We start from the raw sequence: 14,280 nt of genomic DNA, 5'->3' as shown, positions 1-14,280 counted from the left end.
AAAAGAAGTCTTTACAATTATTTTTTTAAAATTAAAACTTTAATGAACAGAAATAAGACCGGCCCTATCCGGAACCGGTCATTCTTCTTCCTCTTCTTCATCTTCTTGTGCGGCTTCTTCTTTTACCTTATCAATTTTTTCGAATGCATTGGCAAGAAGAATGGCGGCGCTGATAATTTCGTCCAATATTTCGAGAAATTCGCCAAAGTCCACTTCGTTCTGCGAACATTCTCTGATCGCCCTCATAATATCTGTATAGAACCGCTTGTACTCCTTCTCATACCGGCTGTTGTCCATTTCCCTGATTGTTGTCCCGTCTATGCTGATGGCATGATAAATCAAGCTCGATAAAGTTTCAACAGCAGCCTCCAGCCGCTGCTCTTCCTTTTCCGATTCTCCGGGGAGATGATAAAAATAAACATCACATAAAGTTATATAGTAGCTTTCAATATTGGTATCCTGCTGTATATGCTTTAACTTGGCCATCGGCAGCCCTCCGCCTGTATGTTGCCCATCCTGCGGAATATTATCCCTTGCTTGAAAGGTTTCCCGGCATTAATGGCCTGCTGGAAGAACTCGCCTCCCAGGAGATGATCGTAGTACTGTCCCGGACTTGATGTGCCTTAATTACATCTAGCATTTCTTTCACACCCTGCCCATCTGAAGCATACTTCAATGCCGACATGATCTTTTCCGGGTTTTCATACGGCAATCCAGGGCATTCAAGGAGGCCATCGGTCGTAAGGAAGATGGTATTTATGCCTGCTCTGAGCTCCCTCCTTCCTGTTGTATAACAGGGAACAGACAAATCAAAAGCATTGGCCCTTCCTGTCCATTCAAAAAATTGCCGCTGGTTCAGCTGATGCTGCCCCATAGCCGCCAGTTCGGGGTGAAAGAGGAATAGCACACAATCACCGATAGACAGCCACCAAAGATACTGACCTTTCCGAAAAGCAAACAGGCAGGCCGTTTCTCCTTGTACCTTGCTGCATTCCAACCTGAACGCTTCAGAAGCCAGAAGGGCCAATATAAACTTTTCCACACCAGGTATTGCAGCATCAGCTGGAAGCATCAGTATTTCTAATATGTCTGCCTTTTTTGACTGAATATGCTGCAGAACCAGCTCTGCACTTTCTGCTGATTCATGGGCATCCAGTATTATGGCAAACTCCCATTCCCGATTTCCATCAGCCCAGACAAGGCAGCCATCCTCATTTTTATACTGGCCGGCCTCTGTATTTCCGCCAAACCGCCCTATCGTGATGTGGGATTCCTGCCTGACATCTGGATCATCCAGGTAAGGGGCATCCTTCCCGGTCCAGCAAATATCAATCATGTTTTTGCTCCTCGAGGTAAGACTTGATCCTGCGGCAAATTTCACTGACCTCCTCTTCATCTCCCATCGGAGCCTGCTCCCAGTCATACACACTCATTGGCCCCCAGTGTTTTTCCGGTGTGCCCGGGTAGCGCGGCACCAAATGCATATGCAGATGAGGAACGGCGTTACCTGATACAAGAGAATAAATATGCTCTGCTCCCTCGCTTTCCTTTAAGGCCCGGCTAATCCTCGCCATAGATTTCCCAAAAGCCGAAGCTTCCCCCATCGTTAAATCCGCCAGTATCGGTGCATGCCTTTTCAAGTCAATCATCAAATGTCCAAGATAAACGGGCTTTCCGCCTCCGTCAATATGTCCAACATAAACAAACTCATCCTCATAGATTACACTTCCTGAAGTGTTGATTTTCCCCTGGTGCTTATTGCAAATAAAGCAATCACCCATACGATTTCCCTCCTTTGATAATTGGTATAATATAACTTCCGCTGATTGTTGTCTATATTTTCTGATATTATAGTTTTTTTGATTGAAGGAGTGGATTCTGGCTTTCGAGCTGGCATCATCCCCTTCTTTTTTGGGCTTAGTGGGCAGAAGTTCTTTTCAGAAGCACCGTCTATTACTCTTTTTCGGTTTAGAGGGCTCTAGTTTCTTGGACTAACACCCTCTATTACTCTTTTTCAGTTTAGAGGGCTGTAGTTTCTTGGACTAACACCCTCTGATTCTCTTTTTCCAATTTAGACGGTCATAGTTCCCCTGACTAACACCCTCTGATTCTCTTTTTTCAATTTAGACGGTACTGCTTCCCCTGACTAACACCCTCTGATTCTCTTTTTCCAATTTAGACGGTCCTAGTTCCCCCGACTAACACCCTCTGATTCTCTTTTTCCAATTTAGACGGTCTTAGTTCCCCTGACTAACACCCTCTGATTCTCTTTTTTCAATTTAGACGGTCTTAGTTCCCCCGACTAACACCCTCTGGTTCTCTTTTTCCAATTTAGACGGTCCTAGTTCCCCCGACTAACACCCTCTGACTTTCTTTTTCCAATTTAGACGGTCCTAGTTCCCCTGACTAACACCCTCTGATTCCCTTTTTTCAATTTAGACGGTCTTAGTTCCCCTGACTAGCACCCTCAGGCTTTGGCCATTAAAATCTTAACTCATTCTTCTGCTAACTAAATAAGCCGGACAGAAAATGTCCGGCTTCTTCTTTTATGCTGATACATCCCTTTTATTGAACAGCCAGAAGGCAAGCGCATGGAAAATGGTGAAATACACAAGCAGGACGATGACCGAAAAGGTGAGCGTCATTCCTTCCACAGGTGGTACTCCGTCGAAATAAACAGTCAGATCCGTGTTGGCAAAAAGAATATATTTTGCCCAATCGAAAAGACCTGCCAGAATAAATGTTGCCGTCCCTCCAGTGAAAAGCAGAAACAGGGAAAGGCCGATGGCAAGTGAACTGTTGCGAAAAACCGCTGATATCATGAATGCCATCGTTGCGACAAGCAGCACATCAATACTTGCGAGCAGATAGGAAACTGCGAGATGTCCCGCTATGCCCCTTTCAACCACTTCTCCACCCGAATAGGCAAGATGAGGAATTTGTTCAGATGGAAGACCGAACAGAATCACACCGAGCAATGTGGCCAGCCCGTATATCAAAGCCAGCATGAAAAGCCCGAACAAAAAGACGGTTATGTATTTGGACAGCAGGATTTTCGATCTGCTGATTGGCCGGATCAGCAGGAGCTTGATTGTTCCCCATGAAAATTCAGAGGCGACGATGCCTGCAGCTACGATGATGGTAAAGAGGCCTGCAAAGGATATCAATGCCTGGGCTTTCTCTACGAAAGACCATACCGAATATCCGGTTTGGGGAGGGATATCATTCTCAATCTGGTATCCCTTGATGGCAATTTGCCGTTTATAGAACATATCCAGATTGGCGTTGAAATTTTCTTCCATCTCAGTTTTGTCAGTCTGGATGCTTTGTTCCATAGTCTGCTTCCAGTCAGCCTGCGGCTCCTCTCCGCCATTCTTTACTTGGTCATATTTCTCAAATCCGGCATAGACCATTGTAAAGAGTATAACAAGCCCGACCATAACAAGCGTACCTGTTCTGCGGAAAATTTTTATCCATTCATTCTTGATTAAACTACCCATGCTTGACACCCCCAGCCGTCACTTCAAGGAATCTGTCTTCCAATGTTTGCGAGGCCGCTCTCACCCCGTAGACCGCTATTCCGCGTTCAACAAGGCTTTCGACGATAACAGGCACTTCGTCTCTTGTGCAGCCCGCTGTAAAACCATCTGCTGTGCGGACAATGCCGAATTTGTCTTCTAAAAGAGACAATGCCTGGCTGAGATCGCCTGTTTCAAAAGCGTAAACCGACCCGGTCTGCACAAAATCATTTACCTGCTGCACTTCTGCCAGCCGGCCATCCTGGATGATGGCAATCCGGTCGCACATCATTTCCATTTCTGATAGCAAGTGGCTCGATACGATAACACTCATGCCTTTTTCCCTGGTGAGCATTTTCAGATGGTCCCTGATTTCCCTTATCCCGGCAGGATCCAGGCCGTTCGTCGGCTCATCCAGGATCAGGAGTTTCGGATCATGAAGCAGGCATTGCGCCAGTCCGAGCCGCTGCCGCATACCGAGCGAATAGGTGCGCACCTTGTCATGGATCCTATCCTGCAGACCGACCAGCCCAACTACTTCGTCAATCTTCTTTTTAGAGATATCTTTTTGCATCCGTGCATATTGCATAAGGTTCTGGTAGCCAGTCAGAAACTTGTACATTTCCGGGTTCTCCACAATTGCACCAATGTGGCTAACGGCACCGGCAAAGTCCTTGCGGATGCTTTTCCCGCAGACAACCACGTCACCCTCTGTAATCCCGATCAGGCCGACAATCATCCTGATCGTCGTCGTTTTACCGGCGCCATTGGGGCCGAGAAAGCCGAATACCTCTCCTTCGTTTACAGAAAAACTGAGTCCTTTGATGATTTCTTTTCCTTTGATCACTTTTTTTACATTGTCCAGCTTCAAAATGGGATCCAAAACTGTGCCTCCTATCATTCTCGTTCTAACCATAATACGGAAGAGGCTGGAAAAAGGTTCATTTTTTTAGCAGTTTTTAATATTTCCTCTCTTTTTCACCATTTGGATTGTTTGATAGACTAAGCAAACTGTCTTTCCTAGACAGGCATTCAATGCTTGCTGGCTTAAAAGCTGCCCCAGTCTTTATATGACTATTTTAGGGAAACTGTTAATATATTCGTCAAATTAAGCTAATTGTATTGTTTCTTTTGACAAAAAATTATAATATTTTTAATATACATACAAAAATGCGGTGAAATAAATGGAAATAACCAGGCACTTGTTTTTCAATTTGGCGTTGATTATCATTCTTCTTTTTTTCTCATTGGTTTGGTCAGAGAGAAGGCAAAGAATCTCTTTTTCCCGCGTGTCGTCCCTTATATGGCTATCACTGATGCTTTGGATGAGCCTGCAGTTTTCTTTTAAATCCTCGTCCGACTTCCAGTTTGACCTGAGGCTCATCCCGGTTTTGATCGGCGGCTTGTATGCCGGTCTTGGCCTTTGGCTCAGCGTGATTGCCATTGTCTTCCGCTCGTTCTTTGGACTTGGTACCGGTTTCTGGCTCAATGTTCTTTTGTATGTGCCGCTCGGATTTTTACTGTGGCGCATTTATCCTAAATTCAAAATACAGCCTCCGCCAAAAAGGATTGCCTTTTCGGTCCTCTTGACTGTTATTTTAAGTGTAGTGACAGTCATCGCTATGGAGATATGGTCTTCACCTGAAAGCAGGCTTGATGCCTGGGCCGCTCATCTGGCGGTTCCGACTGTCGGGGTCGCAATGATATCCTATATCATTGAATATGTCAGAAAGGATCTTGAGCTCAAGAAGAAACTGATAAAAACTGAAAAGCTGGAAGCTGTTGAGCAGATGGGTGCCGCGATTTCACATGAAATCCGCAACCCTTTGACAGCTGCGGCAGGCTTTGTACAGCTATTGATCGAGCACCCTCAGCCCCTTGAAAAAAGAAGGGAGTATCTGCATATCGTTAAAGGCGAGCTTGAATCAGCAGAAAGGGTTATAAAAGATTATTTAACTTTCACAAAACCTTCCCTCGACTATATAGAGGAAATTAACGTAAAAAAAGAAATCACGCAGGTAATCAACATTCTGACACCACTCGCTAATCAGAATTCTGTCAGGATTACAGCCAATTTTGCCATCCTTGGTTCCATTGAAGGAGACCGGCAGAAATTCCACCAGTCGATTCTCAATGTCCTGAAAAATGCCATTGAAGCGATGCCTAAAGGCGGCGACCTCCTTGTCGAGACCAATTATACGAAAAGCCATATTTCAATATCGGTCAAGGATACCGGCGTCGGTATGACTCCTGAACAGCTGCAGAAGCTCGGCGAGCCTTATTATTCTACGAAAGGCTCAAAAGGGACCGGCTTGGGGATGATGGTTGTATTCAGCATCGTCAAAGCTATGAAGGGAACAATCAAAGTCGAAAGCAAAGTCGGGGCAGGCACCACCTTTTACTTTTCTTTCCCTGTTTTCAGCCCTTCTGCCAAAAATGAAAGATTTTAGAGGAGAAGCAGATTCTTCTCCTCCTTTTGTATTCCCTTCTTAGAATTTCTCCCCATAGACTTCAATATGGAGTCTCCGGATATGCGCTTCAAGAAGATCCCTTCCAGCAGGAAATATATCAATCCATTTCAGTCTGAAATACAATGATTTATAAAACATCATCAAATTGGTCCTGAGATGATAATAGGCGTTTCCATCACTTTTGCTTTTTCTGGTGTCCTCCTCGTATAGAGACAGCTCATTCAATTTATTGGCCAAGGTGTTTTCATTTGAATTTTCAAAGATAGCCGTGAGCGGGAAAATGAGCCGTTCGGGTTCATCATCAGTATAAACGCCGTCGTTCCTTGATACACAATGAAAAATCACATCCATCCCCTGTAAGAGCAGCTGCTCGCTGCAGGAGATAACCGGGTGGCGGACGAGCTCATTTAAGAGGTCTGCTGCATGAGCCATGCTGTGTGCCCAGCCCTTTTCTTGCACATACCCCCGAAGGTCTTTTTCTTTCTTCATATATTCCAATGTTTTTCCATATGTATACTGAACTGTTTGATCGGAAAGAAATCTCTCTGCTGCATCTTTTTGAATAACCAATGCCAGCACCAGGGAAGAAAAACTGCGGGTAAACACGCTGTCATCTCCCTCTGCCCCGAGATGGTAAAATAAATGACTGTCATCCTGGCAGACGGCAAGGATTTTTTCAAGCATTATATGTGAAAAGCTGCCTTCTCCAATAAGCCGGGCAAAACTGGTGTAAATCAGATGATCCCGCAGATATGGATCAGCTGATCCAATTTCTTCAAGCATAGCTTTTGCCAAATTCATTAGTTCCGATTCTGTTAGTGCAGCATCATATAATTCTTCTAATCTCTCCTTAAGCTTATACGATTTCTCCGGCGCACTTTCTTTGAAAGCCATACTTCTTCCTCCTCAATTTTTCATAACAGTAAAGATTCGACTCCAGGCCTTCCGCTTCCTGCTGTTAAGCATGAAAAAGCAGCGCCGGCATTCAGCGCTGCTTTCTTTTCATTTTCTTTGTGCGTACATCATATTCTTTACTTCTACAATTTTGAATTTCCTCTCAAGATTTGTAAGCTGCGGAATCAGGTCAGTGATGCAGTCTGCATAAAATTCAGTGCTGATGAATTGGTCCTCACGGTTTTTATATACAATTTTATATCGGTTCATGCAGCTTCCTCCTGTTGTATGGGTTGTACTATTCTGTTCCCGTTTTTCTGCATGATTGAAACCATCAATCTTCAACCTGGATAATCTGGTCACGGTCAGCCTTCTTCAATGTATAAAGCCTGTAGGCATGGCTGATGATGACCTTGATGATTGCATAGGCAGGAACAGCGACGATCATCCCGATCAGACCAGCAAGATTGCCCGCAACCAACAGGATCAGGATAATGGTAAGCGGATGGACATCCAGCTTTCTCCCCATGATGAGCGGAGAAGATACATTTCCGTCTATTTGCTGGACCACTATCACCACGAGAATGACTTTCAGCGCCATAAAAGGCGACATAGTAAACCCTACGATGACTGCCGGGACTAGGGCAAGAAATGGCCCCAGGAAGGGAATGACATTTGTTAACATGGCCACAATAGCCAGAATAAGAGAATAATTGATTCCAATAATCAGATAGCCGATATACATCATGACACCCACAATGAAGCTGACGATTGCCTGGCCCTGTATATAGGAGCTGAGGGCTTCATCCATATCCTTTAGTATTTTCCTTGTCTCTGCAGCCTGGAAATACGGCAAATATCTGACCATGCCCTTTGAAGCCCCTTCGCTGTCCTTCAGGAGATAAAAGACAATGAAGGGCACTGTTACAATCACGGTTACAACACTCGTGACGATGCTGAACACGCCCGTCAGGCGGGAGCTTAAATCCGAGAAGTTTGATTTGAAATATGAACTCATCTGTTCTGTAATATAGTCGAAGGTAATATAATCGTTTTCCTGGAAACGGGAAAACCATGCGCTGTTCTGAAGCTCATCCGCTTTGTTTCTAAGCCCCTCTATATATTGCGGGTAATTGTCCATCAGATCTTTGAACTGGCGCTGCAGCTCGGGCCCCACAAAGTACACAAGTGCGGCTGTCCCTCCAATGACGATAAGGTAGATCAAGAGGATGGAAACAACCTTTGGAACCTTTTTCCTGTTAAGGAAATAAACGATGGGGCGCAGCAGATAATAAATAACCCCCGATATCAGAAAAGGCATAAATAGAGTTTCAAAGAATATTTCAATCGGTGTAAAAATAAAATCGATTTTCGTTGCGAGGAAGATAATAACCATCACAATAATAATTCCATAGCCGATTTTAAACCATTTAGAGCTTGGCAAAGTATCACATCACTTTCATTATGTATAAAAGACTTATACCCTCTCTTTCATTTCATCATTCATCCGTACTCTAACTTCTGACCTTTCATTAAATAAAGCCAGATTCTTTTAAGTAATTTATACATCTACCCTTTTCTCCATCAAATATGCAGCCTGTGTCTCAAAAGCCACGCCCATTATCAGTGATACATGATAACCTAGAGCCATGTATAAACAACATAAACGAGATTGGTTAATTAAAATAAGAAAAGCCAGAAAGCTGACCCAGGAGACCGTGGCTACTAAGGCGTTCATCGACAGGGCTTATTATGCACAAATTGAGAGCGGGGTGAGGAATCCCAGTGAGGAAATCAGGCAAAAGATTGCCCAGATCCTGAACTTCCACTCTTCTGCCTTTAATGCGGATGATGAAAGTCCTTTCCGTTATGCACTGGAGGCTGCACCCATGATCATCGCTCATTGTGACATGGATTTAAAATATACATGGATTTTCAATTACCATCCCTTATTCCCGCCTGAATCTCTCATAGGGAAACGGGACGATGAGCTGGGCCTTGGGATAGGGGGACAAATGTATGCACAAATGAAAAGAACTGTCATAGAAAAACAGATTTCGATCCGAAAAACAGTCTCCTTTTCACTTCCGGACAATTATCTTTATACATATATGATCTTTGCCCACCCACTCTTTGACAGCACAAAACAAATCATAGGTGCTGCCACCATACTAACAGAGCTGTCCAAAATAACACTGACAGAAGACATTGATGCACCATCCGGATAATTTCTGTACACAAAAAGGGCGAACCAGGACGGTTCACCCTTTTCTAATCATTCTTCCTCAAGGCTCTCAATGGCCTGCTTTACATTTGCAAAGGTCGGTACAGAGGTAAGATCGATTCCTTCTGTAACAGCCTGCTGCGCAAGATCCGGCCGGACCCCTGAAGCGATTGTATTCACTCCTACTAGACGGAGCACACTCCGGATATTAAATACATACTTTGCGATTTGGGCGTCTATATTGACAATGCCGGAAAAGTCCATGATCAGGCATTCTATCTGCAGTTTTTTAATTTCCGGCACCACTTTTTCCATAATCAGCTTGGCCCGGTCATAATCAATTGAGCCAATCAGCGGAAGAACTGCAATGCCATCTTGTATCGGAACAACAGGTGCAGTCAGTTCATTGACCTCATCCCGTGCTTTTTCCAAAAGTAATCCGGAAAATCGTTCAAAAGCAAATACAGTTTCATTGATGCTGATATCCAGAATCAAATTCACCTTTTTTATCAGCAGTACAACTTCGTCCATGCCTAAATCAAATTCTTTTCCTATCCTGGTCACTTTGTCGATAAACACTTGCCTGGAATCAGGATAACGCATTAAGATGTCCGAAATGCGGCCGCCGTTTTTTGCCTGCCGCTCCCCATTCTTCTTGCTCCAATCCAGCAATCCGTCAGGCATCTTCTCAGTTTCGGACACAATGGACTCCCCAATAAACTTCATAAAAGATTCATAAGTCTTTTTGGCATTCTGAATTTCTTCCTTTGGCACCTCAAAGTCAAATTCCTGAACAATGCTATCCACCAATTCATCTGCCAGTGATTGTGCATAGGTCTTAAAATATGAAGAAATTTTGTCAAATGGCTTCATGTGTCGATTCCTCCTAGTTACGATGTCTCTATTATATCGCATTATAAAGCATGGGACATCATTCAGAGATAATTAGTTAATGCAGGACCTGCAGAAATGTATCCCAATAAGCTTTAACAACAGGTTTTTCAAAAAATCCCCTGTATTGCGGGAAAAGCTTCCCAACGTTTCTTCCCAGGAAAACCAGGGAATGATAGAAGTAATTCTATTAATCTACTGGAGGAGAATATTCATGAATAATCAATTGATTGGCGGCTATGATTCGATCGAGGAGCTTACGGAAGCACTCTCTTCAGCTAAGGACAACGGCTATAACAGCAGAAAGCTGGTAATCGTTTCAAAGGACGGATCCAATATTGAAGCACTTGCTGAAACATACGGGGCCATTGCCAAAATCATCGGCTCACAGGAACTCGGAAACCAGCGCTTTCTGGAGTCCGCTAAAGCCTTGTTTTTAGGTGCAGATCCGGGAACCAGCTCAGGTATCCACTCAAACGATGAGTACGCGAGCTATGGTGCAGCTGATAAAGATGCAGAAGAGTTTTCGCAGAGGGTATTTGACGGGCAATATGTCCTGTTTGTTGATAACACCATTGAAGAAGATGAACTGCTTCGCCCTTCCCATGAAGGGAACCAGCTTGGAGATACTCCAGGAGATGAACCATCTGCCAGAAGGGAAGGATATTGATCGGAAATCCCGGCGTTTGCCGGGATTTCATTTTTTATTGGATCCCCGTACGATAGGACAAATCACAACTCTGCTTCCAAAGAAAAAAGCCCCCTGTTTCCAAAGGGAGCTCCCCGTTCCTTAAATGACCAGCTCACGTCTTTCAAGATAGCGGTCAAGTTTTCGTTTAACGCGCTGGAGGGCGTTGTCGATTGATTTGACGTGAGTATCCAGTTCCTCAGAGATCTCAATATAAGAGTGGCCGGCAACGTATAGATCGAGAACCTTCCGTTCCAGATCGCTCAGCTTCTCGGCTATTTTCTCTTCGATGTCTGCAGTGTTCTCCTGGTTCACAATCAGAATGGCCGGATCTGTAACCATGGTTCCCGGGAGGATATCCATGAGTGTGTGCTTGGATTCATCTTCATATATCGGCTTGTCCAGTGAAATATAGGAATTAAGCGGCATTTGCTTCTGGCGGGTGGCCGTTTTTACAGCGGTGATGATCTGCCTTGTAATGCACAGCTCAGCAAACACTTTGAATGAAGCAAGCTTGTCCTCCTTGAAATCACGGATGGCTTTATATAGCCCGATCATGCCTTCCTGAAAAAGATCATCTTTGTCTCCGCCGATCAAAAAGAATTTGCTCGCCTTCGCCCTGACAAAGTGCCTGTATTTTTTCATAAGATATTCAGATGCCATACCATCCCCATTTTGAAAAAGGACCACCAGTGTTTCGTCTTCATAGTTTGAATAGTCTTCTATCAGTTTTACTGCGATGCTTGCACTCACTCATATCCCTCCATCTATCATTCTGAGTCTGAAGTTTGACTGACAATACCATTATTGTTTTTTCTAAAAAGTCCGTCTATTAACTTATTTCTATCTTAAACCATTTTCCGCCTAAAAGATATGAACAAATAGCGAGCTTTCTTTACAAACTATGACACTCAGTGAAGCACAGGCAGAAGATTGGACGTCTATTGCTGTGGATTTAAGCTGGCTGCATGGGATGCTGTCGAAAATTTTTATGTATACAGCATTAAATGTGCATCACCATCTTGTCTTTCACTTTCGCCGCACCGCCAATTTCCAGTCTTTCAATTTCCCCTGAATCATCTGCGGCTGATAGATTTGCCTTTATGATAGAGGGCAGCCCCATTGTTTCTCCCTGGTGAAAAAAATGCGGGCCGGCTGCAATTTTTTGATGATGATAAAGATAGCGGCATAGAGCGCCGCTGGCAGTTCCTGTCGCACTTTCCTCTGGTATGCCGGCTGCAGGAGCAAGATTGCGGCAGACTGCCGCAGGACTGCCTTTTTCATTGAAAGCAAACAGATGATACCCTATTGCCTGATACTTTCTGCTGATCTCAGCCACCCGCACGAAATCAGGCCGGATCGATTCCAGAACATCACGGGAACGGATAGGGACCATAATGTCCGGAAGTCCGGCAGAAACAATCTGGACCGGAAGACCTTCAGCAAGATCATCAAGGCTGATTCCCAAGGAAACTGCAGCCTCTTCTGGAGGAAGAGCTGTTCCCATTTTCGGAAGAGGCTGTTCAAGGAAGATCTCTCCCGTGTCACTCGCTCTTGCTTTAAGAAGGCCTGCATGACATTCAAATGTGTGCTCTCCAGGGGGAATCCTGCCTTCCTTGACAAGCAGATGGAAGGAGGCGACAGTAGCGTGTCCGCAAAGGTCGACTTCGTTCTCCGGTGTAAAGTACCTCAAGGATATTTCACCTGCTCTTGAACGGCTGATAAATGCCGTTTCAGAAAATCCCGCCATTGAGGCAACTTTCTGCATCTGGACGGTGCTCAGGCCATCTGTGTCGAGAACCACTCCTGCCGGGTTTCCTCCCTTATTGTCCCTGCAGAATGCATGTACTATATAGACGTTTATTTTCATATAAAAGTTTCCTTCCTTTCCATTATAAAAGCCGCTTCCTGTGAAGAAAGCGGCCTTTTTTCTGTTATGCCTGCTGCAGATCCCCTACGAATTGGTCTATGAAATGCTGCGGGTTGAGTTTTTCGCCGGTTGCTTTTTCTATCTTTTCATTCCAGTGGAGGGCCGCTCCCGGCTTGAAAAATTCTTCAAGCAGATAGCTTCCTGCTTCTTTAGAAAGAATATCACCCTTCAGATTTTTCTTGATATGCTGTTCCAGCTGTGAGGTTGTAAGTTCCCCCAACAGATAATTTTGATAGTATACAGGCACAAGGGTAAAGTGGATCTTAGCTGCCCAGTGCGGGATATCCTGATTTTCCGGCGGATTCAGGAATTGGACCTCTTTGACGATTTTCCACCAGAGACGGTTCAGATCCTGGTCCGGATTTTCATATAGTTCTTTTTCAAACAGCGAAAAAGTGATGAACCAGCGGGCTGAAATGAGCATCTGCCTTCTGAGCGCCAATTTCAGCTCGCCAGCCAGTTCTTTTAATTCCTGCTCATTAATGCCGAGGAATTTCCCCAGCCACTCCGGATTCCGGCCCATCCGTCCGTAAAGCATCGCAATCGCTTCAGTCGTCAATGTATGTGCCGGTGCTCTGAGAAGGAAAGGAAGATCCCGGTCAATATATTTGAAATATACGGCATGCCCGAACTCATGCAGCATGGTGGTCGACCAGTAATCGCTGCTGCTGTTGTTGCACAGGACCCTTACGTCCCCTTCCCTGTCGATGTCTGTACAAAATGCATGCTGATTTTTCTTTTCCCGCGGATAAAGATCGCTGTTTTCCAGCATATCCCCTATCTCCATTCCCATGGAAGCAAATGTAGCAGCTGTCAGCTCCTCCAGATTCTTCCCTTCATAGTAAGAATCCAAGTTCAGTGCTTTAGAAGGAGGCGCTTCCTGAAAGAATGGATCCGCATAATGCCAAGGCCTGATTTCATCTATTGATATGGAAAGGCGTTCTGCAATTTCCTCATCCATTTCCCGCTTCAGCTGATGGAATGGTTCATCCGAAATTTTCTTCAGCTCATCGAAGATAGCAAAAATAACGTCCCTGTCCAGCTCCTGGAGTTCAAAGCTCATTTCATGAAAATTTCTGTAGCCAAGCTTCATGGCTGTTTCGTTCCTTAATTTCACAAGGTCAATTAGCTTATTTTCGACTTTGCTGCCAATTGTCTTGCTTGCATGCCAGGCCCTCTCACGCAGCTCGTTATCCTTGCTATCTGTAAGGATTTTCCTGATTTCATTTTCCGACACTTCCCTTCCATCCAGAACGGCTCTGTATGTATTGAAGACACCTACTAACTCTGAGCTTCTTTCAGAAAGTTCCTTAAGTACATCTGCGTCAAGCTGATTTTTTACCATGCTGTTCTTCAGCAGCTGCAGCTGCCTTTGTTCAAGCTGGTTTAGTTCCCCGCTTTCGAGGAATTCCTTTACCTCTTGAAATCTTTCAGAATCTGATAAGTAGAGGCTGACATCCGTCTGTGCCTCAGCTGTCTTCCTGTTCCATTCATCTTCTCCAGTTGTAGAAGCTTTCCATGAAGCTTCAGCGCGCTTTTTCTGGAGCTTTTGCAAGGCTTCGTTTTGCTTTTGTAAAAACTGTTCTGCTGTCATGCTTTTTCCTCCTCTGGTTTTCGGACTTATTATATATTCTTGGCATGACAGCAAAAACCCTGTTTCTTTG

15 protein-coding genes are annotated in these 14,280 nt (G+C 44.5%); 3 read left to right on the top strand and 12 right to left on the bottom strand.

The window, feature by feature from the left end; translation table 11 throughout:
* Positions 1–78: 78 nt before the first annotated feature.
* The 5 genes from ABU165_RS13335 to ABU165_RS13315 form a co-directional block, all read right to left on the bottom strand.
* Positions 79–486 (bottom strand): hypothetical protein, encoded by a 408-nt coding sequence (locus ABU165_RS13335; RefSeq protein WP_009793219.1) that lies wholly within the window; start codon positions 484–486, stop codon positions 79–81.
* A gap of 40 nt (positions 487–526) precedes the next feature.
* Positions 527–1,336 carry a PP2C family serine/threonine-protein phosphatase gene (locus ABU165_RS13330; RefSeq protein ID WP_318060358.1) on the bottom strand — a complete coding sequence of 270 codons (810 nt, stop codon included), beginning with the start codon at positions 1,334–1,336 and terminating at the stop codon, positions 527–529.
* Positions 1,329–1,781: an HIT family protein gene (locus ABU165_RS13325; RefSeq protein ID WP_318060359.1), complete on the bottom strand. Its 453-nt coding sequence runs from the start codon at positions 1,779–1,781 to the stop codon at positions 1,329–1,331. The genes ABU165_RS13330 and ABU165_RS13325 overlap by 8 nt, the downstream gene beginning before the upstream one ends.
* A 765-nt stretch (positions 1,782–2,546) precedes the next feature.
* On the bottom strand, positions 2,547–3,500 hold the full coding sequence (locus tag ABU165_RS13320) for an ABC transporter permease (protein WP_318060360.1): 954 nt from the start codon (positions 3,498–3,500) through the stop codon (positions 2,547–2,549).
* Positions 3,493–4,419 carry an ABC transporter ATP-binding protein gene (locus ABU165_RS13315; RefSeq protein ID WP_374703142.1) on the bottom strand — a complete coding sequence of 309 codons (927 nt, stop codon included), beginning with the start codon at positions 4,417–4,419 and terminating at the stop codon, positions 3,493–3,495. Before ABU165_RS13315 ends, ABU165_RS13320 begins: the two co-directional genes overlap by 8 nt.
* Before the next feature lie 415 nt (positions 4,420–4,834).
* On the opposite strand from ABU165_RS13315, the gene ABU165_RS13310 reads away from it, so the two are divergent.
* Complete coding sequence (locus tag ABU165_RS13310; protein WP_101548465.1) at positions 4,835–5,968, top strand: sensor histidine kinase; 1,134 nt, start codon at positions 4,835–4,837, stop codon at positions 5,966–5,968.
* A 39-nt stretch (positions 5,969–6,007) separates the two neighbouring features.
* On the opposite strand, the gene ABU165_RS13305 is transcribed toward ABU165_RS13310, so the two are convergent.
* From ABU165_RS13305 to ABU165_RS13295, 3 genes are all read right to left on the bottom strand, one after another.
* Entirely contained in the window at positions 6,008–6,883 is an 876-nt protein-coding gene (locus ABU165_RS13305; RefSeq protein ID WP_318060361.1) for a DUF2785 domain-containing protein, read from the bottom strand.
* 108 nt (positions 6,884–6,991) lie between these two features.
* Positions 6,992–7,153, bottom strand: a complete 162-nt coding sequence (locus ABU165_RS13300) for a hypothetical protein (RefSeq protein WP_022544023.1) — start codon at positions 7,151–7,153, stop codon at positions 6,992–6,994.
* 64 nt (positions 7,154–7,217) lie between these two features.
* Positions 7,218–8,327: an AI-2E family transporter gene (locus tag ABU165_RS13295; RefSeq protein WP_009793210.1), complete on the bottom strand. Its 1,110-nt coding sequence runs from the start codon at positions 8,325–8,327 to the stop codon at positions 7,218–7,220.
* Between the two features lie 205 nt (positions 8,328–8,532).
* Between ABU165_RS13295 and ABU165_RS13290 the strand changes: the two genes are divergently transcribed.
* Positions 8,533–9,111, top strand: coding sequence for a helix-turn-helix domain-containing protein (locus tag ABU165_RS13290; protein WP_101548290.1), 579 nt, complete (start codon positions 8,533–8,535; stop codon positions 9,109–9,111).
* Between the two features lie 47 nt (positions 9,112–9,158).
* On the opposite strand, the gene ABU165_RS13285 is transcribed toward ABU165_RS13290, so the two are convergent.
* The gene (locus tag ABU165_RS13285; RefSeq protein ID WP_318060362.1) at positions 9,159–9,980 is read right to left on the bottom strand and encodes an STAS domain-containing protein; all 822 of its coding nucleotides are present in this window, start codon (positions 9,978–9,980) and stop codon (positions 9,159–9,161) included.
* Positions 9,981–10,212: 232 nt separating this feature from the next.
* On the opposite strand from ABU165_RS13285, the gene ABU165_RS13280 reads away from it, so the two are divergent.
* Positions 10,213–10,668, top strand: coding sequence for a general stress protein (locus ABU165_RS13280; RefSeq protein WP_318060363.1), 456 nt, complete (start codon positions 10,213–10,215; stop codon positions 10,666–10,668).
* 120 nt (positions 10,669–10,788) lie between these two features.
* Here ABU165_RS13280 and sigH read toward each other — a convergent pair whose 3' ends face one another.
* The 3 genes from sigH to ABU165_RS13265 all read right to left on the bottom strand — a co-directional run bounded on the left by sigH (position 10,789) and on the right by ABU165_RS13265 (position 14,210).
* A complete protein-coding gene (sigH, locus tag ABU165_RS13275; protein WP_009793205.1) occupies positions 10,789–11,439 on the bottom strand; it encodes an RNA polymerase sporulation sigma factor SigH in 651 nt (216 codons plus the stop codon).
* A 250-nt stretch (positions 11,440–11,689) separates the two neighbouring features.
* Positions 11,690–12,556, bottom strand: a complete 867-nt coding sequence (locus tag ABU165_RS13270) for a PhzF family phenazine biosynthesis protein (protein WP_318060364.1) — start codon at positions 12,554–12,556, stop codon at positions 11,690–11,692.
* Between the two features lie 64 nt (positions 12,557–12,620).
* On the bottom strand, positions 12,621–14,210 hold the full coding sequence (locus tag ABU165_RS13265; RefSeq protein ID WP_318060365.1) for a M2 family metallopeptidase: 1,590 nt from the start codon (positions 14,208–14,210) through the stop codon (positions 12,621–12,623).
* Positions 14,211–14,280 lie beyond the last annotated feature (70 nt).

The organism is Cytobacillus sp. T106, from assembly GCF_040492155.1.
Classification (GTDB): domain Bacteria; phylum Bacillota; class Bacilli; order Bacillales; family Cytobacillaceae; genus Bacillus_AB; species Bacillus_AB infantis.
Note: the sequence above shows the minus strand (reverse complement) of the source record. Positions and strands in the feature narration are given on the sequence as shown.

Excerpts from the sequence above, each read along its gene's own strand:
- ABU165_RS13335 (WP_009793219.1), bottom strand. The coding sequence starts at position 486 with ATGGCCAAGTTAAAGCATATACAGCAGGATACCAATATTGAAAGCTAC.
- ABU165_RS13330 (WP_318060358.1), bottom strand. The coding sequence starts at position 1,336 with ATGATTGATATTTGCTGGACCGGGAAGGATGCCCCTTACCTGGATGAT.
- ABU165_RS13325 (WP_318060359.1), bottom strand. The coding sequence starts at position 1,781 with ATGGGTGATTGCTTTATTTGCAATAAGCACCAGGGGAAAATCAACACT.
- ABU165_RS13320 (WP_318060360.1), bottom strand. The coding sequence starts at position 3,500 with ATGGGTAGTTTAATCAAGAATGAATGGATAAAAATTTTCCGCAGAACA.
- ABU165_RS13315 (WP_374703142.1), bottom strand. The coding sequence starts at position 4,419 with ATGATAGGAGGCACAGTTTTGGATCCCATTTTGAAGCTGGACAATGTA.
- ABU165_RS13310 (WP_101548465.1), top strand. The coding sequence starts at position 4,835 with ATGCTTTGGATGAGCCTGCAGTTTTCTTTTAAATCCTCGTCCGACTTC.
- ABU165_RS13305 (WP_318060361.1), bottom strand. The coding sequence starts at position 6,883 with ATGGCTTTCAAAGAAAGTGCGCCGGAGAAATCGTATAAGCTTAAGGAG.
- ABU165_RS13300 (WP_022544023.1), bottom strand. The coding sequence starts at position 7,153 with ATGAACCGATATAAAATTGTATATAAAAACCGTGAGGACCAATTCATC.
- ABU165_RS13290 (WP_101548290.1), top strand. The coding sequence starts at position 8,533 with ATGTATAAACAACATAAACGAGATTGGTTAATTAAAATAAGAAAAGCC.
- ABU165_RS13285 (WP_318060362.1), bottom strand. The coding sequence starts at position 9,980 with ATGAAGCCATTTGACAAAATTTCTTCATATTTTAAGACCTATGCACAA.
- ABU165_RS13280 (WP_318060363.1), top strand. The coding sequence starts at position 10,213 with ATGAATAATCAATTGATTGGCGGCTATGATTCGATCGAGGAGCTTACG.
- ABU165_RS13270 (WP_318060364.1), bottom strand. The coding sequence starts at position 12,556 with ATGAAAATAAACGTCTATATAGTACATGCATTCTGCAGGGACAATAAG.
- ABU165_RS13265 (WP_318060365.1), bottom strand. The coding sequence starts at position 14,210 with ATGACAGCAGAACAGTTTTTACAAAAGCAAAACGAAGCCTTGCAAAAG.